This is a genomic window from Clavibacter sp. GW821-FHT01D01, assembly GCF_059422605.1.
Window position 1 is genome coordinate 37,879 of the sequence record NZ_JBWKXC010000007.1, and the last position, 26,847, is coordinate 64,725.

A 26,847-nucleotide genomic window follows, 5' to 3' on the forward strand; every position below is an offset into this window, starting at 1 on the left:
CGCCCCGGTCGTGCCGGTCAGCCCTTGAGTCCGCCGGAGAGCAGGTCGAGCCGCCAGAAGCGCTGCAGGAACAGCATCAGCAGCACGAGCGGGATGATCGAGACCGCCGCGCCCGCGATGGCCAGCGAGTACAGCGCCGGCGTCCCCGAGCCCTTGGACAGCAGCGTGTAGAGGCCGACCGTCAGCGGGTAGCTGTCCTGGTCGCTCAGCATCACGAACGGCAGGAGGAAGTTGTTCCAGATGCCCACGAACTGGAGCATGAACACCGTCACCATGCCGGGCAGCATCATCGGGATCGCGATGGACCGGAAGATCCGCCACTCCCCCGCGCCGTCGAGCCGCGCGGCCTCCATCGTGTCCTGCGGGATCGCCGACGCCGCGTAGACGCGGGAGAGGTAGATCCCGAAGGGGCTGATGACGAGGGGCAGGAGCACCGCGAGGTAGCCGCCCGCGAGCCCCAGCTGCGACAGCAGCAGGTACTGCGGGATCGCCAGCGTGATGCCCGGGATGAGCACGCCGCCGAGGATCGAGTAGAAGATCAGGCTGCGCCCGCGGAACTCGTACTTGGCGAGCGCGTAGCCGCACATCGCGGAGACGACGGTCGAGAGCACGCCGCCGAGGCCCGCGTACAGCAGCGAGTTGAGCGCCCACATGCCGTACTGCCCGCCGCCGTAGGTGAACAGGTCGCGGAGGTTGTCCACGAGGCCCGTCCCCGGCGCGAACGAGAACGTCGTGAAGAGCTCGCTCCGCCCCTTCGTCGTCGCGCTGAACACCCATGCCACGGGGATGAGGCAGTAGAGCGCGCCGATGAGGAGCACCGTGGTCGGGATCACCCGGCCGGCGAGCGAGCCCTGCCGGGCCCGCCGGCGCGGCGCCGAGGAGCCGCCGCGCGTCGGCGTGCGCCGCTGGGCGTCGATCTCGGCCCGGCGCTCGGCGGTGACGGCGGTCACGAGACGGACCCCGCGGTGCGGCGGTTCGTGATCCACAGTACGAGCGCGGACACGAGCACCGTCCCGAGCGCGAGCACCACCGAGAGCGCGGCGGCGCCCGGCAGGTCGTCGGTGAGGAAGGCGTTGCGGTAGATGGTCATGAGGGGCACCCAGGTCTGGCTGATGACGTTGGTCAGCGGCTTGAGAGTGGTCGGCTCGCCGTAGAGCTGCAGCGCGCCGATGAGGGAGAAGATGCCGGTGAGCACGAGGGCGGGCACCACCAGCGGGATCTTGATGCGGAGCGCGATCTGCAGCTCGCCGGCGCCGTCGATCCGCGCGGCCTCGTAGATCTCCGCCGGCACGCCGCGCAGCGACGTGTAGATGATGATCATGTTGAAGCCGACGCCGCCCCAGATCGCGATGTTCGCGACGGAGGCGTAGATCGCGGGCTCGCCGAGGAACGGGATCGCGCCGCCGCCGAGGGCCTCGGACACGGCCGAGAACGGGCTCGTCCCGGGGAGGTACATGAAGCCCCAGAGGAGCGCCGCGACCACGCCGGGCACCGCGTACGGGATGAAGATCGCCGTGCGCGCGAACCGGGTGGCCCGCGCGGCGGGCACGTCGAGCATGAGCGCGAACAGGAGCGCGAGCCCGAGCGTCAGAGGCACGGAGATGATGCCGTAGATCGCGAGCCTGCCGAAGCCGGCGGTGAGCTCGGGGTCGGAGAGGACGGCCGCGTAGTTGTCGAGCCCGGCGAACACCTGCACGCGCGTGCCGAGGATGCCGCCGCCCTCGAGGCGGTAGGTCTGCAGGCTCAGCCAGGCCGCGTAGACGATCGGCACGAGCATGAAGACGACGAAGAGGACGACGGCGGGGGCGGCGAACAGGTACGGCGCCCACCGCACGGGGCGGCGGCGGGCGCCGCCCCGTGCGACCGGCGTGCGCCGGGGCTCGGCCGCCTGCGCGGCGGCGACGGGCGTGGTGGTCACGGGCGCCTCCGTCAGTCGGCCACGGTGAAGCCGGACTTCGTCATGTCCGCCTCCACGGTCGCCTGCACCGCGGTGAACGCGTCGCGCCACGGGGTGCCGTCGGAGATCGCCTTGTTGAGCGCGTCGGTCATGGCCGTCTCGGCGACGTTGACGTTCGGGCCCCAGGTGACCGGGATGGTGTCGGACGAGATGTCCGCGGCGATGCGGTAGTAGTCGGTCTGCTGCGGCATGAGGGCCGGCGGCGCGCTCTCGGCGGCGGCCTCCTGGCCGCTGGTCGCGGCCGGGTACCCGTTCTGCACGTTGAGCACGAGCTCCGCGCCCTCCTCGCTGGCGTTCAGCCACTTGGCGAAGGCCGCGGCCTCCTCCGGGTGCTCGGATCCCTTGGTCACGATGACGCCGGATCCGCCCTGGTAGGCGACGGCCGCCTCGCCGGGCGTCCACTCGGGCAGCGGGCTCATCGACCACTTGCCGATGGTGTCGGGCGCGACGCCCTCGATCACGCCGGGCGCCCAGAGCGCCGACGGCCAGGACAGGAACTTGCCGGCGTTCGCCTTCGCGTTCCACTCCGGGGTGAGGATCGGGTCGGTGCTGATGAGGTCGCGGTCGGCGAGGTCCTGGAAGTAGTCGGCCACCTCGAGCGACGGCTCGTCGCCGATGCCGACGGACCAGGTGCTGCCGGAGACGTCCCACCAGGAGGCGCCGGCCTGCGTGGCGACGCCCGCGAAGAACCCGAACTGGTCGGCGGGGATGCTCGCGATGTAGGCCTCGGGGTCGGCGTCGCGCACCTTCTGCGCGGCGTCGGCGAACTCGGCCCACGTGGTGGGCACGGGGATCCCCCACTGCTCGAGGAGGTCGCTGCGGTAGACGAGCGCCATCGGCCCGACGTCCTGCGGGAGGGCGAAGACGTGGTCGTCGAAGGTGACCTGCTCCCAGGTGCCCTCGGTGTAGGCGTCCTGGACGTCGGCGACCTGCTCGGTGATGTCGAGCGGCACGTCGGCGACGATGAGGGACGGGAGGGTCGTGTACTCGACCGCGGACAGGTCGGGCGCGTTGCCGGCGCGGCTGGCGGTGAGCAGCTTGGCGGACGAGTCGCGCCCGCCGCCGGCGTCGGTGTACTTCACCTGCACGTCGGGGTTGGCCGCGTTCCAGGTGTCGACGAGCTCCTGCGTGTTCGGGGCCCACGACCAGAAGTCGAGGGTGACCTGCCCGCCGGCGGCGGAGTCCCCTCCCCCGGAGGCGGAGCAGCCGCCGAGGAGGAGGGCGCCGACGCTGACGGCGGCGAGCGAGGTGAGGATCCTGCGTGGGTTCATGGCTTCTTCCTTGAGGCGATGCGTCGAAGCGTTTCGACGATGGGCGTTCGGATGGGGGATCGTGCGGTCGGGGGGATGGTCGGTCGGACGGTCAGGCCGCGGCGGTCGCGGGCGCCGGTGCCGGCGCGTCGCGCGCCGCGGGCGCCGCGGTTGACCCGAGCGGCCGGTACTCGGGCGGGATGAGCTCCACGTGGGGCTCGCCGCGCCCGTCGAGCCGCTCCATGAGGAGCTCTACGGCCCGCCGGCCCTGGTCCTCCGCGGGAAGCGGGATGACGTCGAGCGGCGGCACGAGGTGGTCGGTCGGGAAGCTGGAGCAGGCGGAGACGAGGGACAGGTCCTCCGGCACGCGCACGCCGCGCTCGCGCAGCAGCTCGAGCAGGATCGAGTGCACGTTCTCGTTGCAGTTCAGCACGAGCGCCGTGAGGTCCGGGAGCTCCGCGCGCACCGCGTCGAGGGCGGCCGTCACGGCCTCGCGCGTCGACTCGGTCGTGTGGAAGGCGGTCCGGATCCCCCGGGCGGCTCCCGCGGCGAGGTAGCCGTCGCGGAAGCGGGGCGCGAAGTTCGACCCGCGGTCGTAGAGGTGCTGGGAGTGGCCGAGCATGCCCACCGAGTCGTGCCCGAGGTCGACGAGGCGCTGGACGGCGAGGTCGGCCGCCGCCTCGAAGTCGAGGTCGACGCAGGTGAGGCCGGCCGTCTCGTGCGGGATCCCGATGAGCGCCGAGGGCAGGTCGAGGTCGCGCAGGACGGGGACGCGCTCGTCGTCGACCGCCACGTCCATCATCACGATGCCGTCGACGAGCGAGCTCGACGCGACGCGGCGGAGGCCGGAGAGCGAGTCGTCCTGCGTGAGCAGCAGCACGTCGTAGTCGTAGGAGCGGGCGGCGGTGACGACGGCCAGCACGAAGGACATGAGCGCCGGCGGGTGCGTGTCGCCGTGCATGGGCGCGGTGAGCGCGATGATGCTGGTGCGGCTCCCGGCGAGCATCCGCGCCCCGGCGTTCGGCCGGTAGCCGAGCTCCGCGACGGCCCGGTCGATGCGGGCGCGCGTGCCGGCGGTGATGGACCTCTTGCCGGAGAGCGCGTACGACACGGTGCTGATGGACACCCCGGCGACGCGCGCGACGTCGTGGATGGTGGCCATGCGGTGACTCCGTCGTCTAAGCGCTTCGATGATCCGAACGGATCCCACGCTAGGTCATCGAAGCGCTTCGCACAAGATCGCATCGTGCACTCCCGCTCGACCGCCCGCGATCCTCCCGACGGGGCGCCGGGCGCCGGGCGCCGCCCCTCAGCGCGCGTCGATCCACTCCCCCGGCGCCGGCCGCAGCGCGGCGAGCTCCGCCCACAGCTCCTCCGGCACGGGAACCGCGGCGAGCGCCATGGTCGCCGCGAGGCGCGCCGCCGACGAGATGCCGACCACGGTCGAGTGCACGCGCGCGTCGCGCATGCTGGACTGCAGCGCCGCGGCCGCCAGGGGCACGCCGTGCCGGGCGCACGCCTCCCCCATCCGGCGGGCCGCCTCGGCCACCGCGGGCCGGGCCGGGCCGTACCCGTACGTCGACGCCTGGGCCGGGTCGCCGGTGAGGATCCCGCCGCCGTACGGCGCCGCGTTCGTGACGCCCATGTCGCGGGCGCCCGCCGCCTCGAGCAGCGCGGCGGCCGAGTCGTCGAGGAGGGTCGCGCGGTTGTGGGTGATGAGCGCGTCGAACACGTCGAGCTCCACGAAGCGCTGGATGAGGTGCACGTCGCCGCCGGAGATGCCGATGCTGTCCGCGAGGCCCGCGTCGCGGATCGCGAGGAGCGCCTCCACGGGACCGCCGGGCGCCGTGGCCGCCTCGAACGTGGTGTTCTCGGGATCGTGGAGCATGAGCACGGGCACGCGGTCGACTCCGAGCCGGGTCAGGGACTCCTCGATGCTCCGCCGCATCCGGTCGCCCGAGAAGTCCCCGGTGCGCGCGTCGCGGTCGACCTTGGTCTGGATCACGAGCCGGTCGGCGAGCGAGCGCCCGTCCGCGAGCGGCCGTCCGACGAGCGCCTCGGACTCGCCGCCCCCGTAGATGTTGGAGGTGTCGAGGAACCGGAGCGGGCCGTCGAGGATGGCCGCGGCGAGCTCGGCGATGCGCGCGTCGCGCGCGGCCTCGTCCTCCCCCGACCGGGCCGGGCCCCAGCCCGAGGTGCCGATGCAGATCGCCGGCACCTCGATCCCGGTGCGGCCGTAGCGCGTGGTCGTGGCGGAGGGATGGGTGGTCGCGTCGTCGAGGTCCATGCCTGCGAGTCTGCCCCCCGCCGCATTGTGCCGAGCCATGCCACGCTATAGGTTGTATAGAGCAACAAATCATCGACGACGCTGACAGGAGACACCATGGCGCTCACCCCCACCCGCGAGGACAAGTTCTCGTTCGGACTCTGGACCATCGGCTACACGGGGGCCGACCCCTTCGGCGGCCCGACCCGCGCCGACCTCGACGTCGTCGAGGCCGTCGAGCGCATCTCGGAGCTGGGCGCCTACGGCCTCACCTTCCACGACGACGACCTGTTCGCCTTCGGCTCCACCGACGCCGAGCGCCAGACGCAGATCGACCGCCTGAAGGGCGCGCTCAGCGACACCGGCATCGAGGTGCCGATGGTCACCACGAACCTCTTCTCCGCCCCCGTCTTCAAGGACGGCGGCTTCACCAGCAACGACCGCGCGGTCCGCCGCTTCGCGATCCGCAAGGTCCTCCGCAACATCGACCTCGCCGCCGAGCTCGGCGCCAAGACGTTCGTCATGTGGGGCGGCCGCGAGGGCGCCGAGTACGACTCCGCCAAGGACGTCCGCGGCGCGCTCGAGCGCTACCGCGAGGCCGTCAACCTCCTCGGCGACTACGTCACCGACAAGGGCTACGACATCCGCTTCGCCATCGAGCCGAAGCCCAACGAGCCCCGCGGCGACATCCTGCTGCCGACGCTCGGCCACGCGCTCGCCTTCATCGAGACCCTCGAGCGCCCCGAGCTCGTGGGCGTGAACCCCGAGGTCGGCCACGAGCAGATGGCGGGCCTCAACTTCACCGCCGGCATCATGCAGGCGCTGTACCAGGGCAAGCTCTTCCACATCGACCTCAACGGCCAGCGCGGCATCAAGTACGACCAGGACCTCGTATTCGGCCACGGCGACCTGCAGAACGCGTTCTCGCTCGTCGACCTGCTGGAGAACGGCGGCGTGGGCGGCGGCCGCTCGTACGACGGCCCCCGTCACTTCGACTACAAGCCGAGCCGCACGGAGGACATCACCGGCGTGTGGGACTCCGCCGCCGCGAACATGCGCATGTACCTGCTCCTCAAGGAGCGCGCGCAGGCGTTCCGCGCCGACCCCGAGGTCCAGGAGGCGCTCGCCGCCGCCAAGGTCGCCGAGATCGACACCCCGACGCTGAACGAGGGCGAGTCCTACGACGACATCCTCGCCGACCGCTCCTCCTACGAGGACTTCGCGGCCGAGGAGTACTTCGACGGCAAGGGCTTCGGCTTCGTGCGCCTCAACCAGCTGGCGCTCGAGCACCTCATGGGCGCGCGCTCCTAGCTGACCCGCCCGCGGCACGGCCGCACCGCACGAGAGCCGCTCCCGGATCACGGGGGCGGCTCTCGTCGTCTGCGCGTCGCGATCGTCGTGCCGAGGCCCGCGGAGAGGATCACGAGGGGGTCGCTGAGGACCGGGCGGCCGGGAGGGCTCGACGCGTGCGGCGAGCGTGGGAGTACCGCAGCTGGAAGTCCGCGAGGGCGAGAAGGAGCACCCCGCACGCCATGAGCGCGGCGCTGATGCCGGGCTGGACGACGCCGACGAGGATCGCGACCGTCAGCACCACCAGGGTGTCGCGGAGCACCCGGCTCTGCACCTCCGCCGCCAGCGCATGCTCCCGATCGTCGGCCCCACGACGCGCCCTCCTGCGCCTCACGACCAGGACCGTGACGGGTCCCGCCATCGAGACGGCCGCGACGACGGCCGCCCTGACCGGGTCACCGCCCTGGTCGACGACGTGCCACACGCATGCGGTCACCAGGATCGTCGCGATGACGACGGTGGATGCGACCGCTTCCGCATCGTTCCCCTCCTCGTGGTGCGGTCCGTCGGACCTCCCTGCCGGTCGTCGAGCGCGTCTGCATCGGCACCGCGACGCGGCCTTCGCGTGGGCGGACGCCGCCGCCTCGATCTCGACACCAGGGAGAGCATGAACACGATGACCAATGGCACGGTGACGATCGATGCGCACCGCTCGCCATCCCCTGCCTCGAGGATCCATCCCACGATCAGCACCGCAGCGGAGCCGACGATCCAGATGAGCAGAGGCGCCTTCATCTCGTCCTGTCCTCACCGTGATGCCCGATGCCCGGCGGGTCCTCTGCGTCCCCGGCATCGACGTACGATGACGCGTCAGACACAACGACCCTGCAAGGTCGAGGCGTAGATCCGCAGCTCCCGCCTTCCCGAGCACGGTCCCCGCTTCAGCACACATGCGGCAGCAGCGGCGATGACCACCGTCGCGATCCCGCAGGCGACCGGCCCTGCGGCGCAGATGGCGACGCCGAGCGCGGCGCCGACCCCGGCGGACAGGGCCTCCTGATCCGTCGTGTCGAAGGAGACGTGCACGCCGGGCCCCCTCTCCCAGCCCGCGCCGATGAGCGACGCCGACACGGCGGCATCCGCGCACGCCGTCGCGCGGCGGCCCGGTGCCCGCGCGGCGGATTGACGGGGACGGTGGGACCTGGTTGCGACCGCGGGTCTCATGCTCGGAACGCATCGGGCACGGACGATCGGGGCTCATGGAGTGCACAGGCGGTCCTTGACCCGGTCCTGTGGTGTGCGGATGCCCGAGCGGGGTCGCCGACGACGACGAGGGGCCCGGCATCCTCTCGGATGCCGGGCCCCTCGTCCGCGCCGGAGCGCAGGTGCTGCGGGTCGATCAGGTCGCGGACTTGGCTCCACGGCTCTTGTTGAACACGTCGAACGCGACGGCCAGCAGGAGCACGAGGCCCTTGATGAGCGACTGGTACTCCGTGCCGAGACCGAGCAGCGACATGCCGTTGTTCAGCACGCCCATGATGAGACCACCGACCATGGCCCCGGTCACGGTGCCGATGCCGCCGGTGACGGCTGCGCCGCCGATGAACACCGCGGCGATGGCGTCGAGCTCGAAGCCGTTGCCGGCGCCCGGGAGCGCAGAGTTGCTGCGGGCGGTGAAGGCGATGCCCGCGAGGGCGGCCAGGAAGCCCATGTTCACGAAGAGCAGGAAGTCCACGCGCTTCGTGTTGATGCCGGACAGCTGCGCCGCGTTGAGGTTGCCGCCTCGGGCGTAGATGTGACGGCCGAAGATGCTGCGGTTCATCACCGCCGTGTAGACGAGCACCAGCACCGCGAGGATGACCAGCACGATCGGCGTGCCCTGGTAGCTGGCGAGCAGGTACGTGATGCCGAGCACGAGGACCGCGATGAAGGCGAGCTTCGTGATGAACCAGGCGAAGGGCTCGTCCTCGAGGTTCAGCTTCACGCGGGCACGACGCTCGCGGAGCTGCTGGGCGACGAGGAAGACGGCCGCGAGGACGCCGAGGGTGACGGTGACCCACTCCAGGTACGACGTGCCGTCCGAGGGGTCGGGCAGGAAGCCGGCGCCGACCGCGACGTACTCGTCCGGGAACGGCGTGATGGGGCGGTTGTCGAGGACGATCTGGGCGAGGCCGCGGAACGTCAGCATGCCCGCGAGGGTCACGATGAACGCGGGGATCCCGACGTACGCCACCCAGAAGCCCTGCCAGGCGCCGATGAGGCCGCCGACCACGAGGCTCGCGATGATGGACGCCCACCAGGGCCAGCCCCAGTTGACGGCGAACACGCCGGATACGGCGCCGACGAGGGCGACGACGGAGCCGACCGACAGGTCGATGTGGCCGGCGATGATGATCATCACCATGCCGATCGCGAGGATCAGGATGTACGCGTTCTGGACGACGATGCTGGTGACGTTGCGGGGCTCGAGGAGCGTCCCGTCGGTCAGGATCTGGAACAGCACCACGATGGCGACCAGCGCGATGAAGATGCCGATCTGCCGGAGGCGGCTGACGAGGAATCCCGCCACTGTGCTGAGACTGGACATGGTGACTATTCCTTTTCCTTGGTCATGTAGGTCATGAGGCTCTCGGGGGTCGCCTCAGCGATCGGGAGCTGGCCCGTGATCCGCCCGGCGGAGAGGGCGTAGATGCGGTCGCAGATGCCGAGCAGCTCGGGCAGCTCGCTGGAGATGACGATGACGGCCTTCCCCTGCGCGGCGAGCGCGTTGATGATCGTGTAGATCTCGTACTTGGCGCCGACGTCGATGCCGCGGGTGGGCTCGTCGAGGATCAGCACGTCCGGGTCGGAGAACATCCACTTGGAGAGGACGACCTTCTGCTGGTTCCCGCCCGAGAGCTTCCCGGTGATGGACCCGACGCTCGGTGCCTTGATGTTCATGGACTTGCGGTAGCCGTCGGCCACCACGTACTCCTCGTTCGCGTCGACCCAGCCGGCCTTCGCCAGCTTCTCGAGCGCCGCGCCGGAGACGTTGCGCTTGATGTCGTCGATGAGGTTGAGGCCGTAGTGCTTGCGGTCCTCGGTGGCGTACGCGAGGCCGTTCTTGATGGCCTCCCCCACCGTGCGGGCGGTGATCTCCTTGCCGCGCTTGTAGAGCTTCCCGGAGATGTTCGCGCCGTAGGAGCGGCCGAAGACGCTCATCGCGAGCTCGGTGCGCCCGGCGCCCATGAGGCCGGCGATCCCGACGACCTCACCGGCGCGGACGTTGAGGTTCGCGTGGTCGACGACGACGCGGGAGTGCTCCTGCGGGTGGTGGACCGTCCAGTCCTCGATGCGCAGCACCTCCTCGCCGATGTCCGGGGTGCGGTCGGGGTAGCGGCTCTGGAGGTCGCGGCCGACCATGCCCTTGATGATGCGCTCCTCGCTGATGGAGTCGCGCTCGAGGTCGAGGGTCTCGATGGTCTTGCCGTCGCGGATGATCGTGACGGCGTCGGCGATCGCCTTGATCTCGTTCAGCTTGTGGCTGATGATGATGCTCGTGATGCCCTGGCCCTTGAGGTGCTTGATCAGGTCGAGCAGGTGGGCGGAGTCCTCGTCGTTGAGCGCGGCGGTCGGCTCGTCGAGGATGAGGAGCTTCACCTCCTTGGAGAGCGCCTTCGCGATCTCCACGAGCTGCTGCTTGCCGACGCCGATGTCGGCGATCCGCGTGGCCGGGTTGTCGTTCAGCCCGACGCGGGCGAGGAGCTTGGCCGCCTCGAGGTTGGTGGCGTTCCAGTCGATGAACCCGCCCTTGGAGATCTCGTTGCCGAGGAAGATGTTCTCCGCGATGGAGAGGTAGGGGCTGAGCGCGAGCTCCTGGTGGATGATCACCACGCCCGACTTCTCGCTGTCGCGGATGTTGGAGAACTTGACGACCTCGTCCTCGAGGACGATGTCGCCGTCGTAGGAGCCCGCGGGGTACACGCCGGAGAGGACCTTCATGAGGGTCGACTTCCCGGCACCGTTCTCGCCGCAGATCGCGTGGCACGTGCCGCGCGTGACCTCGAGATTGACGTCCTGCAGCGCCTTGACGCCGGGGAACGTCTTGGTGATGCCGCGCATCTCGAGAATGTGGTTGGCCATGTCCTGCCTCGCTTTGTGGATGGTGGTGCCGGGTGCCCGGCGGTGGTGCGCCGGGCGGCGGGTGAGCGCCGCCCGGGGTCGGGCCGGCCGTGGTGCACGGCCGGCCCGATCCGGGGGGAGGCCTGTCGACGCGAGCGTCGACCGGCCGGGTGCACCGCGCTACGTGCGGTGCGGGTGAGGACTACTCGCCCTTGTCGATCTCGTCCTGCGTGTAGTAGCCGCTGTCGACGATGACCTCGATGAGGTTGTCCTTCGTCACGGTGACGGGCGGGAACTGCTTGGTCGGGACGTCCTTCACCTTGTTGTTGTAGGTGTCGGGCGCGTCCGGGGTCTCGCCCTTCAGCAGGTCGTCGACCATGGTGACGGCCTCGGCGCCGAGGAGGCGCGTGTCCTTGAAGATCGTCGAGTACTGGACGCCGTCGAGGATGAGCTTGTCGGACGCCTTCTCGCCGTCCTGGCCGGTGATGATCGGCATGGCGTCGTCCGCCGTGCCGCTCGAGCGCAGGGCGTTGATCACGCCGCGCGACAGGCCGTCGTAGGGCGAGAGCACGCCGTCGAGCTGCTGGCCGCCGCCGTAGAACCCGCTGAGGAGGTTCTCCATGCGCGCCTGGGCGCCCTCGAGCTTCCACTGCTGGATCGCGACCTGGCTGAAGTCCGTCTGGCCGGAGCCGACGGTGACCTGGCCGGAGTCGAGGAACGGCTTGAGGGTCTCCATCGCGCCGTCGTAGAAGAACTGCGCGTTGTTGTCGTCCGGGCTGCCCGCGAAGATCTCGATGGTCTTCTTCTCGGTGCTGCCGGTGCTGTTGCCGTCGGCGTCGACGAGGCCGAGGCCCTGGAGGAGGGAGTTGCCCTGGAGCACGCCCACCTGCTGGTTGTCGAACGTCGTGTAGTAGTCGACGTCCTCGGTGCCGTTGATCAGGCGGTCGTACGCGATGACCTTGACGCCGTCGTCGGCCGCGGTCTTGAGGACCTGGGTCAGCGCGGTGCCGTCGATCGACGCGACGATGAGCGCCTTGGCGCCCTTGTTCAGCATCGTCTCGATCTGCGAGATCTGGTCCTGGACCTTGTCGTTGGCGTACTGCAGGTCGACCTGGTAGCCCAGGTCGGTGAGCTGCTTCTGCACGTTGTTGCCGTCGTCGACCCAGCGCTCGCTGGTCTTGGTCGGCATGGCGACGCCGACGAGGGTGTCGGCGGGGTTCACCTCGCCGTCGGCGGCGGCGCCGCCGCGGCCTCCGCCGCCGCCGGAGCAGGCGGCGAGGGAGAGGGCGATGCTCGTGGCGGCGATGCCGACGAGGACCTTCTTCATCTTCACGGTCGTGTCCTTTCGTACTGCTGCTGTGAGACGCGGATCCGGCATCTGCGCCGGGTCCGCACCCCTGGTGTGGGTGTTACAGGCCCTGGGCCAGGCGGTGGTACGCCTGGTTCCAGCGGACTTCCTTGGTGAAACCCTTGAGGGTCGTGTCCTCGTCGATGACGAGGAGCTCGGTGCGCGCGATCTCGGCGAAGTCCTCGAAGACCTCGACGCCGACCTGCGTGCTCATGACCGTGTGGTGGGCGGCCCCGGCGGTGAGCCAGGCCGCGGCGCTCGTCGCGAAGTCGGGTGCGGGCTTCCACACGGCACGGGCGACGGGCAGGTTCGGGAGGGGCTCGTCGAGCGGCACGACCTCCACGACGTTGGCGACGATGCGGAAGCGGTCGCGCATGTCCGACATGGCGACGACGACCGCGGGGCCGGGGTCGGTGTCGAAGACGAGGCGCACCGGGTCCTCGCGGCCCCCGATGCCGAGCGGGTGGATCTCGAGGCTCGGCCGGCCCGTGGTGAGCGTCGGGCAGACCTCGAGCATGTGGGCGCCGAGGATCTTCTCCTCGCCGGGCACGAGGTGGTACGTGTAGTCCTCCATGAGGCTCGCACCGCCCGGGAGGCCCGCGCCCATGACCTTCGCCGCGCGGATGAGGACGGCCGTCTTCCAGTCGCCCTCCGCGCCGAAGCCGTAGCCCTCCGCCATGAGGCGCTGGACCGCGAGGCCGGGGAGCTGGCGGAGCCCGCCGAGGTCCTCGAAGCTCGTGGTGAAGGCGCCGAAGCCGCCCTCCTCGAGGAACGAGCGGAGCCCGACCTCGATCGCCGCGCCGTAGCGGAGCGACTCGTGGCGCTCGGCGCCGCGCCGCAGCTCGGGGGCGATGTCGTAGAGCTCCTCGTACTCGTCGACCAGCGCGTCGATCTCGGCGTCGGTCGCCGCGTCCACGCGCTCGACGAGGTCGTTGACGCCCCAGGTGTTGACGCTGACGCCGAACTTCAGCTCGGCCTCGGTCTTGTCGCCCTCGGTGACGGCGACGTAGCGCATGTTGTCGCCGAAGCGGGCGACCTTGAGCTCGTGCACGGCGGCCCAGCCGGCGGCGGCGCGCATCCAGGTGGCGATGCTCGTGCGGACGGACTCGGTGCTGACGTGGCCGACGACGGTCTTGCGGGTGACGCCGAGTCGCGACTGGATGTAGCCGAACTCGCGGTCGCCGTGCGCCGCCTGGTTGAGGTTCATGAAGTCCATGTCGATGCTGCTCCACGGCAGCGCGACGTTGGCCTGCGTGTGGAGGTGCAGGAACGGCTTCTGCAGGGCGTCGAGGCCCTGGATCCACATCTTCGCGGGGCTGAACGTGTGCATCCAGGCGATGAGGCCGATGGTGCGGTCGCTCGCGTTGGCCTCGAGCGCCATGCGGCGGATGCTGTCGGAGTCCTTGAGGACTGGCTTCCACACGACGCGGACGGGCACGTCCGACGCCTCCTCGAGCTGCCGGGCGATCTCCTGCGACTGCTCGGCGACCTGCTGGAGGGTCTCCTCGCCGTACAGGTTCTGGCTGCCGGTGAGGAACCAGACCTCGTAGTGGTCGAGGGACGTGGTGATGCGGCTCACTTCAGGGCTCCTTGGGGTGCTTGTCCGTAGACGTTCTGGTAGCGGTCGAACAGGGAGTCGACGGCCTCGACGGGCAGGGCGGTCGGCTCGCCCAGCTGGCGCGAGATGTGCACGGTGCGCGCCACGTCCTCGACCATGACGGCCGCCTTCACGGCGTCCTTCGCGTCCTTGCCGATGGTGAACGGGCCGTGGCCCGCCATCAGCACGGCGCGGGAGCGGTGGCCGGTGAGGGTCTCCACGATGCCGCGGCCGATCGAGTCGTCGCCGATGATGGCGAACGGGCCCACCGGGATCTCGCCGCCGAACTCGTCGGCCATGGCGGTGATCACGCACGGGATGGGCTCGCGACGGGCCGCCCACGCCACCGCGTAGGTGGAGTGCGTGTGGACCACGCCGCCCACCTCGGGCATGTTGCGGTAGACGTACGCGTGCGCCGCCGTGTCGCTCGAGGGCGCGTTGCGGGAGCCCGGGGTGTCCGGGATCACGTTGCCGTCGAGGTCGCAGAGGATCATGTTCTCGGGGCTCAGGTCGTCGTAGCTCACGCCGGACGGCTTGATCACGAAGAGGTCGGCGCCGGGGACGCGTCCGGAGACGTTGCCGCCGGTCCAGACCACGAGGCCGTAGCGCACGAGCTCGGCGTGCAGGCGGGAGACCTCGGAGCGGACGCGGGCGACCGCGACCTCGATCTCGGGTGCGTAGGTGCTCACGCGCGGGCCTCCCTCTTCAGCGACTTGAGGCGCTTCATGACGTCGTTGGCGCCGCGACCGAAGTAGTCGTGCAGCGTCGAGTACTCCTCGTACAGGCGGTCGTAGGCGAGCGAGCGCTCCTCGTCCGGCTGGTAGCGGCCGCGCTCGACCTTGCCCATGGCGTCACCCGCGACGCGGACGTCGGGGTAGGCGCCGGCGGCGACGGCGGCGTGGATCGCGGATCCGAGCGCCGGGCCCTGCTCGCTCGTGATGACCGAGATGGGGAGGCGGAGGATGTCGCTGTACGCCTGCATGAGGAACGCGTTCTTCAGCAGGCCGCCCGCGACGATGAACTCCGTGACGGGGACGCCCGAGGCGCCGAACGTCTCGACGATCTTGCGGGTGCCGAACGCGGTGGCCTCGAGCAGCGCCCGGTAGACCTCCTCGGTGCGGGTGGTGAGCGTCGTGCCGACGACGAGGCCGGAGAGCTCGTGGTCGACGAGGACCGAGCGGTTGCCGGAGTGCCAGTCGAGCGCGACGAGGCCGTGGCCGCCGACGGGCTGGTCGGCGGCGAGGTCGGTGAGGTGCTGGTGCACGCTCTTCCCGGCCGCGGCGGCCTCCTCGGCGTAGCGCGCTGGGACCTGGTTCTTGACGTACCAGGCGAAGATGTCGCCCACGCCGGACTGGCCGGCCTCGTAGCCGTAGAGGCCCGAGACGATGCCGCCGTCGACGACGCCGCACATGCCGGGGACCTCGGTCAGCACGTCGCTGTTCATGACGTGGCAGGTGCTCGTGCCCATGATGGCGACCATCTGGCCGGGCTCGACAGCACGGGCGACGGGGGCCGTCACGTGCGCGTCGACGTTGCCGACCGCGACCGCGATGCCCTCCGGGAGGCCCGTCCACGCGGCGGCCTCGGCGGACAGGGTGCCGGCCGCGGAGCCGAGCTGGCCGATCTCGTGGGCGACCTTGTCCTCGGCGAAGGAGGCGAAGTCCGGGTTGAGCGCCCCGAGGAACTCGCGGGTGGGGTACTCGCCGTCCTGGAGGATGCCCTTGTAGCCGGCGGTGCAGGCGTTGCGCACGTAGGAGCCCGTGAGCTGCCACACGATCCAGTCGGCCGCCTCGACCCAGTGGTCCATGAGGCCGTAGAGCTCGGGGTCCTCCTCGAGGAGCTGCAGGCCCTTAGCGAACTCCCACTCGCTGGAGATGAGGCCGCCGTAGCGGGCCAGCCACGCCTCGCCGCGCTCCTCGGCCAGCGCGTTGATGCGGTCGGCGTGCGACTGGGCCGCATGGTGCTTCCAGAGCTTGACGTAGGCGTGGGGGCGGTCCGCGTAGCCCTCGACCTCGTTGAGCGGCGTGCCGTCGGCGAGGGTGGGGACCATGGTGCAGGCCGTGAAGTCGGTGCCGATGCCGATGACGTCTGCGGGGTCGATGCCGGCCTCGCGGATGGCGGCGGGCACCGCCTGCTTCAGCACGTCGACGTAGTCGCTCGGGACCTGCAGGGCCCACTCGGGCGGGAGCTGCGCGCCGGTCGCGGCGAGCGTGTCGTCCATGACCGCGTGCGGGTAGTCGAGGACGCCGGAGCCGAGCTCGACGCCGTCCGAGACGCGCACGACGACGGCGCGGCCGGAGAGGGTGCCGTAGTCGACCCCGATGACGTACTGCTCGGACCGCGGAACGCTCTCGCTCTGCGGAGCCTGGCCGGCCTCGGCATCGCGGGGGGCAGGGGCACTGGGCACGGGATCGACTCCTTCGTCTGATGCAGTGCGGCCCGGGAAGGCCGCGCGTGATGTGAACGGTCACATCGGCGGATGTCACTCTCACACCCGGACGATCGACCTGTCAAGCCGAGACGGCCCGACCCCTCGGAATGGGGTGGCGGCGGCCTCGATCGGGGGCGTCGTGGTCGCCCGATGGTCAGGACGAGGGCGGTCCGGTGGACGCCCGGACGACGAGCTCGGGCATGATCGTGCCGCTGTAGCGGTCGCCCGAGCCGCCCATCCCGTCGAGCAGGAGCGCCACCGAGCGGCGGCCGACCTCCGCGAAGTCCTGGCGCACCGTCGTGAGGGGCGGCCAGAAGTGCGCCGCCTCCGGGATGTCGTCGAAGCCGACGATGCTCACGTCCCGCGGCACGTCGAGCCCCGCGTCGCGCACCGCGTGGATGAGGCCGAGCGCCATCTGGTCGTTGCTCGAGAAGATCGCCGTGAAGTCGCGGAGGCGCAGCATCTCCCGGCCCGCGTAGTAGCCGAACTCCGCGGTCCAGTCGCCGAGGATCGGCGCCGTGGTGGGCACGTCCGCCGCCGACATCGCGTCCAGGAAGCCGCGCATGCGCGCCTCCGCCTCGATCCAGTCCTGGGGGCCGGCGAGGTGGTAGATGTCCCGGTGGCCGAGGTCCAGCAGATGCCGCGTGGCGAGCCGGGCGCCGGCGATCTGGTCGACGGAGAGCGCGTGCGCGTCCCCGAGGCCGTCGCTCTGCATCGTCACGTACGGCACGTCGAGCGACATGCTGGCGATGACCTCGCGGACGCGGACCTGGGGCGCGACGACCACGAGCCCCTCCACGGCCTGCTCCACGAGGTGGCCGAGCGCGACCTGGATCGCGGCCTCGTCGGACGACGCGAGGTTCGTGGTCGTGACCAGGTACCCGGCCTCGCGCGCCGCCGCCTCGATGGCCGCGATCGAGGAGGCCGGCCCGTACTGCGAGCTCTGCGAGGTGAGGACCCCGATGGTGCGGGAGCGGCTCGTGACGAGCGCCCGGGCGGCGCGGTTCGGCCGGTACTGCACCTGCTCCATCACGTCGAGCACGCGCTGGCGAGTCTCGGCGCGCAGGGAGGGCGAGTCGTTGAGCACGCGGGAGACGGTCTGGTGCGAGACGCCGGCGAGGCGCGCGACGTCGCGGATGCTGGGCGCGCGCCCGCGCGGCGTCTCCGTCGTCATCATCGACCCTCGTCCTCGTGCGGGGCCGCGGCCCCCGTCGCGCCGTGCGGCGCAGCTGTCACATTGTCACATGTGACAGTCACACGCGGGGTGACGCGTCCCTGCGACCGGGGTGCGGACCCTCCGGGACGCGGGGCGTCCGGGGTCGGCGCCCTGCGGCAGACTGGTCCTCCACCGACGAGAGGCACCACCTGTGACGATCACCGCCGCGGCAGACGGATCCGCGCTCGGCAACCCCGGACCCGCCGGCTGGGCCTGGTACGTCGACGACGAGCACTGGGCCGCGGGCGGCTGGGTGCACGCCACGAACAACCAGGGCGAGCTGAAGGCCGTGCTCGAGCTGTTCCGCGCGACCGCCCACCTCGACGACGACCTCCTCGTGCTCTGCGACAGCCAGTACGTCATCAACTCGGTGACGAAGTGGATGCCCGGGTGGAAGCGCAAGGGCTGGCGCAAGGGCGACGGCAAGCCGGTGCTCAACGTGGAGCTGCTCAAGGAGATCGATGCCGAGATCCAGGGACGGCGCTACCGCTTCGAGTGGGTGAAGGGGCACGCGAACCACCCGCTGAACGAGGCCGCCGACGCACGCGCGCGCGCCGTGGCGACCGCCTTCCAGGGTCGCAGCGCCGTCCCGGCCGGACCCGGCTGGGCCGGCCACGCCGCCGACGGCCCGGGCGACGCCGGGGACGCCGACGCGGACACCGAGGCCGCGGCCGTCGAGGCGGACGCCGAGCGCGCCGCCGATCCCGTCGTCGCCCAGGCCGAGGAGCTGGAGGCCGAGGCGCCCGCGCAGCCCGGGCTGTTCGACTTCGACGCGTTCGACGAGGAGACCGCGCCGGAGCCGGGCGACACCACCCTCACGATCGCGCTCGACCGCGACGCGATGGCGCGCCTCAGCGCCCACGCGCGGGAGCGCGGCGTGAGCGTCGACGAGGCGGTGCGGCTCCTCCTGCCCTGACCGGGACCGGGCCGGGCCGGAACCGCCACCGGGACCCTGGCCCGCCGCGGAGGAGGGGCGTCGGTGCGCGGACGCATCCGCGCCGCGCCCCTCCCGCGCCTAGTGCTTGCCCTGCTTGAGGGCCTTGCCGAGCGCGCGCTCGAGGTCGACCACGAGGTCCTCGACGGCCTCGATGCCCACCGACAGGCGCACGAGATCGTCCGGCACCTCGAGCGGCGTGCCCTTTACGGACGCGTGCGTCATCTCGGACGGGTAGCTGATGAGGGACTCGACGCCGCCGAGCGACTCCGCCAGCTGGAAGACGCGGGTCCCCTCCACCACGCGCCGCGCGGCCTTCGCTCCCCCGCGCACCTGGAACGAGATCATGCCGCCGAAGCCGGACATCTGCGACTTCGCGATGTCGTGGCCCGGGTGCTCGGGAAGGCCCGGGTAGTGCACGGCCGTCACGTCGGGGTGCTGCTGCAGGAACGCGGCGATCTCCTCCGCGTTGGAGGAGTGGCGCTCGACGCGCACGGCCAGGGTCTTGATGCCGCGCGTGGTGAGCCACGCGTCCATGGGGCCGGACACGGCGCCGACGGCGAACTGCAGGAAGCCGACCTTCTCCGCGAGCCCGTCGTCGTCCAGGATCAGCGCGCCGCCGAGCACGTCGGAGTGCCCGCCGAGGTACTTGGTGGTGGAGTGCACGACCACGTCGGCGCCGAGCGTGAGCGGCTGCTGGAGGTACGGCGAGGCGAAGGTGTTGTCGACGACCACGGTGGCTCCGGCCGCATGGCCGAGGTCGGCGAGCGCGCGGATGTCGCTGATCTTCATGAGCGGGTTGCTGGGCGTCTCGACCCAGAGCACATTGGCGGGACCGGACCCGAGGACCCGCTCGACCTCGGCGAGGTCGCTCATGTCGACGGTCTCGACGACGACGCCCCAGTCGCCCAGGACGCGCGTGAGGAGGCGGTAGGTGCCGCCGTACACGTCGTCGCTCAGCACGATGCGGTCGCCCGGGCGGGTGATCGCGCGCAGCAGGGTGTCCTCGGCGGCGAGGCCGGACGCGAACGAGAACGCGTGGCGGCCCCGCTCGAGCGACGCGAGGAGCTCCTGCAGGCCGGTGCGCGTGGGATTGGCGCTCCGCGCGTACTCGTAGCCGCCGCGGAGGCCGCCGATGCCGTCCTGGACGAACGTGCTCGTCAGGTAGAGGGGCGGGATCACGGCGCCCGTGGTGGGATCCGGGTCCTGCCCTGCGTGGATCGCGCGGGTGTCGAAGTCGTGCTTGTCGCTCACGGTGCTCGTCTCTGTGCGTCAGGGATCGGCGGGCCTCGGCCGGCGGATCAGTCGGTGAGGTAGGTCAGGAGGTCGTGCCGCGTGATGACGCCGACGGGCTTGCCGCCGTCGCTCACCATGAGCGCGTCGGCGGATCCGAGCGCGCGCCACGCCTCGGGCACCGTCTCGTTGACGCCGATGAGGCCGAAGGCGTCGCCGGCGAAGGGCCCCACCTGGTCGGACAGCTGCGCGCGGCCGCTGAAGACGAGCTCCAGCAGGCTGCGCTCGTCCACCGCGCCCGCCACCTCGCCCATGACGACGGGCGGCTCGGCCGCGAGGACCGGCAGCTGCGAGACGTCGTACTCGGTCATGATGCGGATGGCGTCGCGGATGGTGTCGTTCGGGTGCGCGTGCACGAGGTCGGGCAGGCTGCCGGTCTTCGCGCTCATCACGTCGGCGACGGTGCGCTCGCCGGACACCTTCGCGAACCCGTAGGAGCGCATCCACCGCTCGTTGAAGATCTTGCCGAGGTAGCCGCGGCCGCCGTCGGGCAGCAGGACGACCATGACGGCGTCGGGACCGAGGTCCTTCGCCGCCTTGAGGGCGGAGACCACGGCCATGCCGCTGGACCCGCCGACGAGCAGTCCCTCCTCGCGGGCGAGCCGGAGCGTCATGTCGAACGACTCCTGGTCGCTCGACGCGATGACCTCGTCCACCACGTCGGGGTCGTAGGCCGCCGGCCAGAAGTCCTCCCCCACGCCCTCGACGAGGTACGGCCGGCCGGTGCCGCCGGAGTAGACCGAGCCCTCGGGGTCGGCGCCGACGATGCGCACGCGCCCCTCCGACACCTCCTTGAGGTAGCGGCCGACGCCGCTGATGGTGCCGCCGGTGCCGACGCCCGCCACGAAGTGGGTGATCTCGCCCTCCGTGTCGCGCCAGATCTCCGGACCCGTGGTCTCGTAGTGGCTGAGCGGCCCGTTCGGGTTGGAGTACTGGTCGGGCTTGAAGGCGCCCGGGATCTCGCGCGCGAGCCGGTCGCTCACCGAGTAGTAGGAGTCGGGGTGGTCGGGCGCCACCGAGGTGGGTGTGACGACGATCTCGGCGCCGTACGCCGTGAGCACGTTCCGCTTGTCCTCGCCGACCTTGTCCGGCAGGACGAAGACGCACCGGTAGCCGCGCTGCTGGGCGACGAGCGCGAGGCCGACGCCCGTGTTGCCGGAGGTGGGCTCGACGATCGTGCCGCCGGGCTGCAGCCTCCCGTCGCGCTCGGCGGCGTCGATGATGCGCGTCGCGATGCGGTCCTTCGCGCTGCCGCCGGGGTTCAGGTACTCGACCTTCACCAGCACGGTCGCCTGGATGCCCTCGACCACCCGGTTCAGCTTGACGAGCGGGGTGTTCCCGATGAGGTCGAGGATCGTGTCGGCGTACTTCACGTGAGGTGGGGCTCCCGGCTCTGAGGTGCGCGGTCCGGCGGGACCGCCCGTCCAGTGTAGGCGCGCCCGGGCGCGCTGTTGCGGGGCGCTGGGCCGCCCCAGCAGGGGGCGCCCAGCCCCGGCCGGTACCCTGGCCCCACGTTCCCCCCAGCAGAGAAGGACCATCCGTGGCGCGACGCGACGACACCACGCCCTCCGGCGACACGAGCGGACGGCCCGTCCCGCCGACCGCCAAGCAGGCCCAGAAGGACCTCACGGTCAAGCAGCAGCGCGAGGCCCGCCGTGCCGAGAAGGTGGCGGCGCTGAAGAAGCAGCAGGACCGCGCGCGCCGCAACCGCCTCATCGGCATCATCACGGGATCCGTCGCCGCGGCCGCCGTGGTCGCCATCGTCATCGGCGTGGTCGTCTCCAGCGGCACGCCGAAGCAGGACCCGGACGACATCACCATCCAGGGCCTGCAGACGTGGGACTCGCTCCCCAGCACGCACGTCCAGGGCACGGTCGACTACGCCGCCAAGTACGCCGGCATGAGCCCGCCGGCCGGTGGCGAGCACAACGCCATGTGGCTGAACTGCGGCGTCTACGACCAGCCGCAGCCGAACGAGAACGCGGTGCACGACCTCGAGCACGGCGCCGTGTGGATCACCTACGACGCCGACCAGGTCACGGGCGAGGACCTCTCGAACCTCCAGAAGTACGCGGAGTCGTTCGGCGGCTACGTCACCATGTCGCCCTACGAGGGCATCGACACCCCCATCGCGCTCTCCGCGTGGGGCGCGCAGGTCAAGGTCGACTCGGTCGACGACCAGCGCATCAAGGACTTCATGGCCAAGTACTGGAAGAGCCCCAACGCCCCCGAGGCCGGCGCCGCGTGCACCGGCGCGCTCGAGGGCGAGGGCCGGGTCGGCTGACCGTGGCCGATCGCGGGGTCGACGCCTCCGGGCGCGACGCTGACGGGGACGTCGTCGTCGACCACGTCCCGGACGACGACATCCGCGAGGAGGAGCTCGAGGGGCTCATCGCGCACGGCGACCAGGCGCGCGCCCGGGGACGCCGGATCCGCATCGGCCTCGCCGCCGGCATCGTGGCGGTCGCCCTGGTGGTCGCCGGGCTGCTCGTCGGCCGCGTCACCGCGCCCGTCTCGGCCCTGACGCCGAGCACCAACAGCGCGGAGGCGGGCTTCTCCCGCGACATGCAGGTGCACCACGAGCAGGCCGTGCAGATGTCGCTGATGATCATCGACCGCACGGACGACCCCGAGGTGAAGCTCATCGCGCAGGACATCGCCCAGGCGCAGTCGCAGCAGGCCGGCCAGATGTACGCGTTCCTCACCTCGTGGGGCCTCGACCAGGCGCCGTCGCAGGCGCGCATGACCTGGATGACGCTCCCCACGCACGACGGCCGGACCGATCACGGGTCGATGGACATGACCCCCGGCGCCGCCATGCCGGGCCTCGCGTCGCAGGCCGACCTCGACGAGCTGCGCGGCCTCACGGGCGTGGACGCCGAGCGGCAGTACCTCACGCTCATGATCGCCCACCACCGCGGCGGCGTGGAGATGGCCCAGGCCCTCCTCGACCGGTCGCGGAACCCCCTCGTCACCGACCTCGCCACGGGCATGGTCACGGTGCAGGACAAGGAGATCCTCTACATGCAGCAGCTGCTCGACGCCCGGTCCTGACCCCGCGTCGCGATCCCCGGCATCCGACCGCCCGTCCGCCTCCCGGGTGGGCGGTCCGTCGTCGGGGCGGGCCGCTGGCTCAGGCGGCCTCGGTGCGCTGGTGGCTGTAGAGGCGCGCGTACTCGCCCCGGCGTGCCAGCAGCTCCGCGTGCGTGCCCTGCTCCACGATGCGGCCGGCGACGACCACGAAGATCACGTCGGCGTCGACCACGGTCGAGAGGCGGTGCGCGATGGCGATGGTCGTGCGGCCGCGGGAGGCCGTGTCGAGCGCCTGCTGCACGACGCGCTCCGAGATGGAGTCGAGGGCGCTCGTGGCCTCGTCGAGGATGAGCACGGCCGGGTCCTTCAGCAGCACCCGCGCGATCGCGATGCGCTGCTTCTCGCCGCCCGAGAGCCGGTAGCCCCGCTCCCCCACGAGCGTGTCGTACCCGTCGGGGAACGACTCGATGGTCTGGTGGATGTTCGCCGCGCGGGCGGCCTGCTCGACCTGCTCCTGCGTGGCGCCCGGCCGGGCGTACCGCAGGTTCTCGCCGATGGTGGCGTGGAAGAGGTACGTCTCCTGGCTCACGATGCCGATGTTCTCCAGCAGCGACTCCTGTCCGAGGTCGCGCACGTCCTCGCCGGAGAACAGCACCCGGCCGCCGGTCACGTCGTGGAACCGCGGGATCAGGTACGACACCGTGGTCTTGCCGGCGCCCGAGGGACCCACGAACGCCGCGAACTGGCCGGGCTGGATCTCGAACGACATGCCGTCGAGGGTGGGACGCTCGCCGGGGCGCGTGTCGGGGTACGAGAAGCGCACGTCCTCGAACGCGACGCGGCCGAGCGCCGGACCGGCGGGCACCGCGCGGGCGTCGTGCCGGTCGCGGATGGCGGGCTCGAGGTCCAGGTACTCGAAGATGCGGGCGAACAGGGCACCCGAGGTCTGCAGGTCGAGGGCGACCCGCATCAGGCCGATGAGCGGCCACATGAGGCGCGCCTGCACGGTCGTGAACGCCACGATCGTGCCCGCCGTGACGCTGACGCCGCCGGTGATGAGGAACCCGGCCACCACGTAGACGATGGCCGGGATGATGGAGAGGAAGATCTGCACGAGCGCGAAGAACCACTGCCCGCTCATCTGCTGGCTGACCTGCAGCCGGATCTGCGTGCGGTTCTCGGCCTCGTAGCGCGCGGTCTCGGCGCCCTGGCGGTTGAAGCTCTTGGACAGCAGGATGCCGGAGACCGAGAGGGTCTCCTGCGTGATCGCGGTCATGTCCGACAGCGACTCCTGCGTCCGCGACGCGATGCGCGCGCGGACCTGCCCGACGCGGCGCTGCGCGACCACGAGGACCGGCATGAGCACGACCGCGACGAGGGTCAGCTGCCAGTTGAGCACGAGCATCGCCACGAGGGCCGCGATGACGGTGACGGTGTTGCCCAGCACGCTCGAGACCGTGTTCGTGAGGACCGCGGCCACGCCGCCCACGTCGTTCTGCAGGCGGGACTGGATGACGCCGGTCTTCGTGCGCGTGAAGAAGCCGAGCTCCATGCTCTGCAGGTGGCAGAACAGGTCGACGCGCATGGATCCCATGACGCGGTTGCCGACCGTGGCGGTGAGGAACGTCTGCCAGACGCCCAGCCCGGCGCCGGCGATCCACACCACGATCATGATGGAGACGAGCTCCACCAGCACCGGGATGTCGGGGCCGCCCGTGGGCGGGAACAGACCCCGGTCGAACGCCTGCTGCGTGAGCAGCGGCGGCACCACCGTGAGCCCCGCGCCGATGAGCACGAGGACGACCGTGAGCGTGAGCGCGCGGCGGTGCGGCCGGAACAGCTCCGCGATGCGCCCGAGCAGGTTCTCCACCTTCGGCGCCTGGGCGTTCGCCTGGCGCTGGGCCTCGGCATCGGCCGCGCTCACCCGCCCGGGGCGTCCGCCGCCTCCGCGCATCCCGCCGCCCGCGGCGATGTCGCCCATCCTCGTCATTCCGGCGATTTTACGCCCGTGGGGGATCACCCCCGACCACGACCGCGGCGCACAGGGAGACGGCCCGGCCGTCCGCGTGGGCGGACGACCGGGCCGTGGTGGCGCGAGGGCGGATCAGCCCTTCGTGGACCCCGCCAGCAGGCCGCGCACGAAGTAGCGCTGGAGGCTGAAGAACACGATGAGCGGCACGATGAGCGAGACGAACGCGGCCGCGGTGAGCCGCTGCCAGTCCTGCCCGCGCGTCCCCGTGAGCTCCGCGAGTCGCTGCGTGAGCGGCGCCACGTCCGCCGTGCCGCCGGAGAAGATGAGCGCCACGAGCAGGTCGTTCCAGACCCAGAGGAACTGGAAGATCGCGAACGACGCGATGGCGGGGAGCGCCAGCGGCAGCACGATGCGGAAGAACACCTGGCCGTGGCTCGCGCCGTCGACGCGCGCCGCCTCGATGACCTCGCCCGGGATCTCCGAGATGAAGTTGTGCAGCAGGAAGATCGCGAGCGGCAGCGCGAAGATCGTGTGCGCCACCCACACCGGCAGGTAGCCCTGGTCGGGGATGATCGGGATGACCGAGTGCACGGCCTCCTGGAGCGGGCGCAGGGTGCGCGTGAACATCTGCAGCAGCGGGATGAGCGCCATCTGCAGCGGCACGATCTGGAGCGCGAAGATCAGCACGAACAGGAAGTTCGAGCCCTTGAACTTGATCCACGCGAACGCGTACGCGGCCATGGACGCGATGACCAGCGGGAACAGCGTCGCCGGGATCGCGATGGCGAGCGAGTTGACGAAGTACGAGCCCAGCTGCGGCGACGACTGGGACGTCGAGAGCAGCACGTCCTGGTAGTTGTCGAGCGTGAAGCCCGGGTTCTGGAAGATGGTCCACCAGCCGGTGGTCTGGATGAGGCCGGCCGGGCGGAACGAGGAGACGAACAGCCCGAACGTGGGCAGCGTCCAGAGCACCGCGATGATGAGCGCGGCGGCGGTCGCGCGACGCGACGTGAGGCGGTTCTTGACGCGACGGCTCTTCGCGCCGACCGATGCGGCCTGCTCGATGGCGCCGCGGCGGGTCCCGCGGTCGGCGACCGGGAGGTCGGGGGGGTGCGACGCTCATCGGATCTCCTTCTGCTTGCTCATGACGCGGACGTTGTAGATGACGATCGGCAGGACCATGAGGAACAGCACGATCGCGAGCGCGGACCCTCGGCCCTGCTCGCCGGCGCGGAACGCCTGCGTGTACATCTCGTTGGCGATGACGCTCGTCTCGAAGTTGCCCGCGGTCATGGTGCGGACGATGTCGAAGACCTTCAGGGTGGCGATGGAGATGGTGGTGACCACCACGACCAGCGACCCGCGGATGCCGGGGAGGGTGACGTTGAGGAACCGCTCCCAGGCGTTGGTGCCGTCGAGCTGCGCGGCCTCGAGCTGCTCGGTGGGCACGCCCTTGATGCTCGCGGAGAGGACGACCATGGCGAAGCCGGTCTGGATCCAGATCATCACGATGATGAGCAGCGCCGTGTTGATGGGCGAGGTCTGCAGCCACTGCACGGGCTGCTGGCCGAGCCAGACGAGGATCTGGTTGAGGAGGCCGATCTGCTCGTTGTCGCCCGACTTGTAGTCGTAGACGAAGCGCCAGATGATGCCGGCGCCGACGAAGGAGATGGCCATCGGCATGAAGACCAGGGCCTTGAAGTACTTCTCGCCGCGCGACTTGTCGATGAAGACGGCGTACGCGAGGCCGATGGCGGTGGAGAGGAGCGGGACGAAGATCACCCAGATGACCGTGTTGAGCAGCGTGCGGAGCGCCGACGGCTGGGTGAACATCCACACGAAGTTGTCGAACCCGGCCCACTCGCCCGTGTTGTCGCGGAAGGCGAGCAGCGTCGTGCGGAACGCCGGGTAGATGAGGCCGACGGCGAGCAGGATCAGCGCGGGGAGGACGAAGGCCGCGAGCTGCACCCAGTCCTTGCCGCGCTTCGGCGCCTTGTCGATGAGGAACAGGATCAGCCCGATCACCACGGCGAAGACGGCCAGCGCGGCCACCACCTGGAGGATCTTGCCGATCAGATCAGCGGTCGTCATGGACGTGTCGCCCTTCGGGTCGGGGTGGGATGGGAGCGGGGGGGGGAAGGACGCCGTCTCCCACCCCC

The 26,847-nt window shown here is 71.0% G+C and carries 23 protein-coding genes; 4 read left to right on the forward strand and 19 right to left on the reverse strand.

All coding sequences use genetic code 11. The features are described from left to right. Nucleotides 1-17: 17 nt before the first annotated feature. From AC07VC_RS10580 to AC07VC_RS10600, 5 genes are all read right to left on the reverse strand, one after another. Complete coding sequence (locus tag AC07VC_RS10580; protein WP_494675305.1) at nucleotides 18-950, reverse strand: carbohydrate ABC transporter permease; 933 nt, start codon at nucleotides 948-950, stop codon at nucleotides 18-20. Next, nucleotides 947-1,918 carry a carbohydrate ABC transporter permease gene (locus AC07VC_RS10585; protein ID WP_317229504.1) on the reverse strand — a complete coding sequence of 324 codons (972 nt, stop codon included), beginning with the start codon at nucleotides 1,916-1,918 and terminating at the stop codon, nucleotides 947-949. The genes AC07VC_RS10580 and AC07VC_RS10585 overlap by 4 nt, the downstream gene beginning before the upstream one ends. A gap of 11 nt (nucleotides 1,919-1,929) precedes the next feature. After that, a complete protein-coding gene (locus AC07VC_RS10590) occupies nucleotides 1,930-3,228 on the reverse strand; it encodes an ABC transporter substrate-binding protein (protein WP_317229503.1) in 1,299 nt (432 codons plus the stop codon). A 91-nt stretch (nucleotides 3,229-3,319) separates the two neighbouring features. Then, the gene (locus AC07VC_RS10595) at nucleotides 3,320-4,369 is read right to left on the reverse strand and encodes a LacI family DNA-binding transcriptional regulator (protein ID WP_494675304.1); all 1,050 of its coding nucleotides are present in this window, start codon (nucleotides 4,367-4,369) and stop codon (nucleotides 3,320-3,322) included. Nucleotides 4,370-4,516: 147 nt separating this feature from the next. Continuing rightward, complete coding sequence (locus AC07VC_RS10600) at nucleotides 4,517-5,494, reverse strand: aldo/keto reductase (protein ID WP_494675303.1); 978 nt, start codon at nucleotides 5,492-5,494, stop codon at nucleotides 4,517-4,519. Nucleotides 5,495-5,590: 96 nt separating this feature from the next. Between AC07VC_RS10600 and xylA the strand changes: the two genes are divergently transcribed. Then, nucleotides 5,591-6,784 (forward strand): xylose isomerase, encoded by a 1,194-nt coding sequence (gene xylA, locus AC07VC_RS10605; RefSeq protein ID WP_494675302.1) that lies wholly within the window; start codon nucleotides 5,591-5,593, stop codon nucleotides 6,782-6,784. A 109-nt stretch (nucleotides 6,785-6,893) separates the two neighbouring features. Here the strand turns inward: xylA and AC07VC_RS10610 are convergent, their stop codons facing one another. The 9 genes from AC07VC_RS10610 to AC07VC_RS10650 all read right to left on the reverse strand — a co-directional run bounded on the left by AC07VC_RS10610 (nucleotide 6,894) and on the right by AC07VC_RS10650 (nucleotide 17,417). After that, a complete protein-coding gene (locus AC07VC_RS10610) occupies nucleotides 6,894-7,259 on the reverse strand; it encodes a hypothetical protein (RefSeq protein WP_494675301.1) in 366 nt (121 codons plus the stop codon). 374 nt (nucleotides 7,260-7,633) lie between these two features. Next, nucleotides 7,634-7,894: a hypothetical protein gene (locus AC07VC_RS10615; RefSeq protein WP_494675300.1), complete on the reverse strand. Its 261-nt coding sequence runs from the start codon at nucleotides 7,892-7,894 to the stop codon at nucleotides 7,634-7,636. Between the two features lie 268 nt (nucleotides 7,895-8,162). Beyond that, the gene (mmsB, locus tag AC07VC_RS10620; protein ID WP_317229497.1) at nucleotides 8,163-9,350 is read right to left on the reverse strand and encodes a multiple monosaccharide ABC transporter permease; all 1,188 of its coding nucleotides are present in this window, start codon (nucleotides 9,348-9,350) and stop codon (nucleotides 8,163-8,165) included. A 5-nt stretch (nucleotides 9,351-9,355) separates the two neighbouring features. Next, a complete protein-coding gene (gene mmsA / locus AC07VC_RS10625) occupies nucleotides 9,356-10,885 on the reverse strand; it encodes a multiple monosaccharide ABC transporter ATP-binding protein (RefSeq protein ID WP_494675299.1) in 1,530 nt (509 codons plus the stop codon). Nucleotides 10,886-11,066: 181 nt separating this feature from the next. Further along, nucleotides 11,067-12,197, reverse strand: coding sequence for a sugar-binding protein (locus AC07VC_RS10630; RefSeq protein WP_317229050.1), 1,131 nt, complete (start codon nucleotides 12,195-12,197; stop codon nucleotides 11,067-11,069). A 76-nt stretch (nucleotides 12,198-12,273) separates the two neighbouring features. Next, nucleotides 12,274-13,791, reverse strand: a complete 1,518-nt coding sequence (araA, locus tag AC07VC_RS10635; RefSeq protein ID WP_317229049.1) for an L-arabinose isomerase — start codon at nucleotides 13,789-13,791, stop codon at nucleotides 12,274-12,276. Then, on the reverse strand, nucleotides 13,788-14,498 hold the full coding sequence (locus AC07VC_RS10640) for an L-ribulose-5-phosphate 4-epimerase (RefSeq protein WP_494675298.1): 711 nt from the start codon (nucleotides 14,496-14,498) through the stop codon (nucleotides 13,788-13,790). The genes araA and AC07VC_RS10640 overlap by 4 nt, the downstream gene beginning before the upstream one ends. Continuing rightward, the gene (gene araB, locus AC07VC_RS10645; RefSeq protein WP_494675297.1) at nucleotides 14,495-16,216 is read right to left on the reverse strand and encodes a ribulokinase; all 1,722 of its coding nucleotides are present in this window, start codon (nucleotides 16,214-16,216) and stop codon (nucleotides 14,495-14,497) included. Before araB ends, AC07VC_RS10640 begins: the two co-directional genes overlap by 4 nt. Nucleotides 16,217-16,394: 178 nt before the next feature. Further along, the gene (locus AC07VC_RS10650) at nucleotides 16,395-17,417 is read right to left on the reverse strand and encodes a LacI family DNA-binding transcriptional regulator (RefSeq protein WP_104290771.1); all 1,023 of its coding nucleotides are present in this window, start codon (nucleotides 17,415-17,417) and stop codon (nucleotides 16,395-16,397) included. Nucleotides 17,418-17,607: 190 nt separating this feature from the next. Here AC07VC_RS10650 and AC07VC_RS10655 point away from each other — a divergent pair, with 190 nt between their 5' ends. Further along, nucleotides 17,608-18,372: an RNase H family protein gene (locus AC07VC_RS10655; RefSeq protein WP_494675296.1), complete on the forward strand. Its 765-nt coding sequence runs from the start codon at nucleotides 17,608-17,610 to the stop codon at nucleotides 18,370-18,372. A gap of 99 nt (nucleotides 18,373-18,471) precedes the next feature. Here the strand turns inward: AC07VC_RS10655 and AC07VC_RS10660 are convergent, their stop codons facing one another. Both AC07VC_RS10660 and AC07VC_RS10665 read right to left on the reverse strand, forming a co-directional pair. After that, on the reverse strand, nucleotides 18,472-19,644 hold the full coding sequence (locus tag AC07VC_RS10660; RefSeq protein ID WP_494675295.1) for a cystathionine gamma-synthase: 1,173 nt from the start codon (nucleotides 19,642-19,644) through the stop codon (nucleotides 18,472-18,474). 47 nt (nucleotides 19,645-19,691) lie between these two features. Next, complete coding sequence (locus AC07VC_RS10665; RefSeq protein WP_317229046.1) at nucleotides 19,692-21,056, reverse strand: cystathionine beta-synthase; 1,365 nt, start codon at nucleotides 21,054-21,056, stop codon at nucleotides 19,692-19,694. 167 nt (nucleotides 21,057-21,223) lie between these two features. On the opposite strand from AC07VC_RS10665, the gene AC07VC_RS10670 reads away from it, so the two are divergent. Both AC07VC_RS10670 and AC07VC_RS10675 read left to right on the forward strand, forming a co-directional pair. Next, on the forward strand, nucleotides 21,224-21,967 hold the full coding sequence (locus AC07VC_RS10670; RefSeq protein ID WP_494675294.1) for a thioredoxin-like domain-containing protein: 744 nt from the start codon (nucleotides 21,224-21,226) through the stop codon (nucleotides 21,965-21,967). 2 nt (nucleotides 21,968-21,969) lie between these two features. Continuing rightward, nucleotides 21,970-22,737, forward strand: coding sequence for a DUF305 domain-containing protein (locus AC07VC_RS10675; RefSeq protein WP_494675293.1), 768 nt, complete (start codon nucleotides 21,970-21,972; stop codon nucleotides 22,735-22,737). Nucleotides 22,738-22,816: 79 nt separating this feature from the next. On the opposite strand, the gene AC07VC_RS10680 is transcribed toward AC07VC_RS10675, so the two are convergent. The 3 genes from AC07VC_RS10680 to AC07VC_RS10690 form a co-directional block, all read right to left on the reverse strand. Further along, a complete protein-coding gene (locus AC07VC_RS10680) occupies nucleotides 22,817-24,697 on the reverse strand; it encodes an ABC transporter ATP-binding protein (RefSeq protein ID WP_494676550.1) in 1,881 nt (626 codons plus the stop codon). Nucleotides 24,698-24,820: 123 nt separating this feature from the next. Beyond that, a complete protein-coding gene (locus AC07VC_RS10685) occupies nucleotides 24,821-25,753 on the reverse strand; it encodes a carbohydrate ABC transporter permease (RefSeq protein ID WP_494724464.1) in 933 nt (310 codons plus the stop codon). 54 nt (nucleotides 25,754-25,807) lie between these two features. Continuing rightward, nucleotides 25,808-26,779 carry a carbohydrate ABC transporter permease gene (locus AC07VC_RS10690; protein WP_094115263.1) on the reverse strand — a complete coding sequence of 324 codons (972 nt, stop codon included), beginning with the start codon at nucleotides 26,777-26,779 and terminating at the stop codon, nucleotides 25,808-25,810. Nucleotides 26,780-26,847: the final 68 nt, after the last annotated feature.

What these genes read in the sequence shown, in the direction of transcription:
- AC07VC_RS10595 (WP_494675304.1), bottom strand. Translation starts at nt 4,369, where the DNA reads ATGGCCACCATCCACGACGTCGCGCGCGTCGCCGGGGTGTCCATCAGC.
- AC07VC_RS10650 (WP_104290771.1), bottom strand. Translation starts at nt 17,417, where the DNA reads ATGATGACGACGGAGACGCCGCGCGGGCGCGCGCCCAGCATCCGCGAC.
- AC07VC_RS10680 (WP_494676550.1), bottom strand. Translation starts at nt 24,697, where the DNA reads ATGGGCGACATCGCCGCGGGCGGCGGGATGCGCGGAGGCGGCGGACGC.
- AC07VC_RS10690 (WP_094115263.1), bottom strand. Translation starts at nt 26,779, where the DNA reads ATGACGACCGCTGATCTGATCGGCAAGATCCTCCAGGTGGTGGCCGCG.
- xylA (WP_494675302.1), top strand. Translation starts at nt 5,591, where the DNA reads ATGGCGCTCACCCCCACCCGCGAGGACAAGTTCTCGTTCGGACTCTGG.
- AC07VC_RS10600 (WP_494675303.1), bottom strand. Translation starts at nt 5,494, where the DNA reads ATGGACCTCGACGACGCGACCACCCATCCCTCCGCCACGACCACGCGC.
- mmsA (WP_494675299.1), bottom strand. Translation starts at nt 10,885, where the DNA reads ATGGCCAACCACATTCTCGAGATGCGCGGCATCACCAAGACGTTCCCC.
- mmsB (WP_317229497.1), bottom strand. Translation starts at nt 9,350, where the DNA reads ATGTCCAGTCTCAGCACAGTGGCGGGATTCCTCGTCAGCCGCCTCCGG.
- AC07VC_RS10590 (WP_317229503.1), bottom strand. Translation starts at nt 3,228, where the DNA reads ATGAACCCACGCAGGATCCTCACCTCGCTCGCCGCCGTCAGCGTCGGC.